This window comes from Parvibaculum sp., assembly GCF_040882025.1.
In the GTDB taxonomy this organism is placed as follows: Bacteria; Pseudomonadota; Alphaproteobacteria; order Parvibaculales; family Parvibaculaceae; genus Parvibaculum.
The window spans coordinates 11599-14106 of sequence record NZ_JBBECC010000167.1 but is presented as its reverse complement, the minus strand read 5'-3'; the positions used below and the strand labels follow the sequence as shown (position 1 = coordinate 14106).

Genomic DNA, 2508 nt, shown 5'->3' with positions numbered 1-2508 from the left:
CTTCCCGACATGATGCTGGCCGAAGCACCGCTTGCCGATGCCGCTCCGGCGTCGACCGGCGCCAGCCTCGAATATGAATGGGAAGAGCCGGGTTTCTTTGACCGCCTCTTTGGCCGCACCGAGCCGCGCAGGCCGATCTTGCAACCGGGCAGGTCCGGCGACCGGCGCTAGTTATCGCTTTTACGCTGCCTGAAAACCGTCACGGCGAAAGTCAGAAACCCGGTCAGCGCGATCGTGCCCACCATCGGCATCGCGCTCGTTCCCACGCCGTGCCCGACATAAACGCCCACGGCGGCTGCGGCGCCGGCCTGCAGAAAGCCCAGAAGCGCCGAAGCCGTGCCGGCGATTTCGGGAAAGGGTGTCAAAGCGCCGGCCATTGCCTGCGGCATGGTCAGCCCTACCGCGAAACCGTAAAGCATTATCGGCGCGACGATTGCGACCGGTGAGGGGCTGCCGATCAACCCCGCCAGCATCGAAAACCCGCCGAGGCAGGCAAACATGCCGCCGACTTTCAGCGTGCCGTCGATGCCGAGCCGTCTGACCAGCCGCCCGCCGGTCAGCGACCCTGCGATATAGCCCGCCGCCATCAGCCCGAAGCACAGCCCGTAAGCGATTGGAGAAAGGCCGTAGAGGCCCTGCAGCACGAAGGACGAGCCCGAGATGAAGGCGAAGAGCCCCGCGAAACAGGTGCTGGCGATCAGCAGATAACGCAGATAGCGCCGGTCGACGATGAGCCGCCGGTAGTGGATGAGGATGGCGCGAGGCGCAGCGCTTTGCCGGCGCGCCGGCGGCAAAGTCTCGTCGAGGCTCGTCAGGACGATCAGCGCAAGAACGGCGCCGAAGGCGCCCATGGCGACGAAATTCATCTTCCAGCCATAGGCGGCCTCGATGACGCCGCCGAGCATCGGCGCCAGCGCCGGTACGATGCCCATGATCGCGGCCATGCGAGCCAGCATCTGTCCGGCCGCCGGCCCCTCATAGAGGTCCCGCACGACGGCACGGGCAAGCACAACCGAGGCGCCGCCACCGATCGCCTGAAAAAACCGAGCGGCGATCAGCTCTTCGATCGAGGCGACGAAAAGCGAGGCGAAGCAGCCGGCGATGTAGAGCGTGAACCCGGCAAGCATCACCGGCCGGCGTCCGTATCGGTCGGACATCGGCCCATAGAAAAGCTGTGAGCCGGCGAAACCGACAAGATGGGCGCTCAGGGTGAGTTGCGTTGCGCCGGTGTCGGCCGCGAAGGCGAGCGCGATCGCCGGCAGCGACGGCAGGTACATGTCGGTCGACAAGGGACCGACCGCCGTCAGCGCACCGAGAAAGACGGTAAAGAGAGCGGTACCCGGCGAAAGCCTCATCGGCCGGCGAAGATGCCGAGCGGGTCGGCGCCGTAGCGGTGGAGGCCGGGGCCGTTGACCTCCAGCCAGTGCTTGGCCATTTCGTAATTCGGGATCGCTTCGGCAACGAGGTTCCAGAAGCGGGGCCCATGGTTCATGTGCCGGATATGCGCGACCTCATGCGCGGCCACATAGTCGAGCACATAGCTCGGTGCGAGGATCAGCCGCCACGAAAACGAAAGCGCCCGCGTCGGCGAGCAGGAACCCCAGCGGGTCGTCGTGTCGCGAACAGTGATGCGCGAGGGGCGAACTTCGAAGAGGTCGGCGTAGAAAAGCGCTTTTTCGTTGAGCTCGTCGCGCGCCTTGGTTCTCAACCAGTCGGTCACCCGGCGCTGCACGAAATCGGGATGGCCGGTTACGCGGATTTCGGGCATGCCGCCCGTGTCGCCGCTGCGCACTCGCCAGACCGGTCCGCGCTCCAGCGCATCCTCGCGCCGCGCGCCGACGTAACGCACGATATGTTCCCTGCCGCGATAGGGAATGCGCGCGCCGTTGCGGAAAGGAACGGGCATCGGCACCTGATGCAACCTTTCGGCGATCCATTCGCGCTGTTCGCGGGCAAAGAGAAGCGCCTTGCCGAGGCCGCGCCGCGACGGGGCTGTGACCTGTACGGAACCGGCGGCAAGGTCGACCCGGACAATGACCCGTTTGGCGCGCGGATTGTGGCGCACGGTGACCGGGACGGTGCGTCCGTCGATCTGGAGATAATCGAAATGGAGCGATGCGGGCTTTGGCGGTTTGTTCATAATGCGGTCGAACCCAATGCCCTCCGGTATGGCCGGCGGGGCGATGACGGCGGTCTGGTCGTTCTTGTTCGAGGGTAAAAGAGATAGGCTCGAATCATGTCAAGGATGCCACGATTTCATTTCGCTTTCGCGGTCGACGACCTCTCCCGGGCGAGAGAATTTTACGGTGGCCTGCTCGGCTGCCCGGAGGGGCGTTCGTCCGACACATGGGTCGACTTCGACCTTCGCGGCCATCAGATTGTTGCTCATCTGGTGTCGCCGCGCGAGCGCGCCGATGTCGCATCCAATCAGGTCGACGGCGACGAGGTGCCGGTGCCCCATTTCGGGCTGATCCTCGACTGGCGGGACTGGCACGAACTGGCCGACCG

The 2508-nt window shown here is 65.2% G+C and carries 3 protein-coding genes; 1 reads left to right on the top strand and 2 read right to left on the bottom strand.

The genetic code is table 11. From position 1 onward, the window contains the following. Nucleotides 1–167 precede the first annotated feature (167 nt). Both WEB61_RS12000 and WEB61_RS11995 read right to left on the bottom strand, forming a co-directional pair. Nucleotides 168–1355, bottom strand: coding sequence for a multidrug effflux MFS transporter (locus tag WEB61_RS12000; protein WP_368064568.1), 1188 nt, complete (start codon nucleotides 1353–1355; stop codon nucleotides 168–170). Next, nucleotides 1352–2140 (bottom strand): M48 family metallopeptidase, encoded by a 789-nt coding sequence (locus WEB61_RS11995; protein ID WP_368064567.1) that lies wholly within the window; start codon nucleotides 2138–2140, stop codon nucleotides 1352–1354. The genes WEB61_RS12000 and WEB61_RS11995 overlap by 4 nt, the downstream gene beginning before the upstream one ends. 96 nt (nucleotides 2141–2236) lie before the next feature. Here WEB61_RS11995 and WEB61_RS11990 point away from each other — a divergent pair. Beyond that, the coding region (locus WEB61_RS11990) for a VOC family protein (RefSeq protein WP_368064566.1) at nucleotides 2237–2508 on the top strand (272 nt) is incomplete at its 3' end.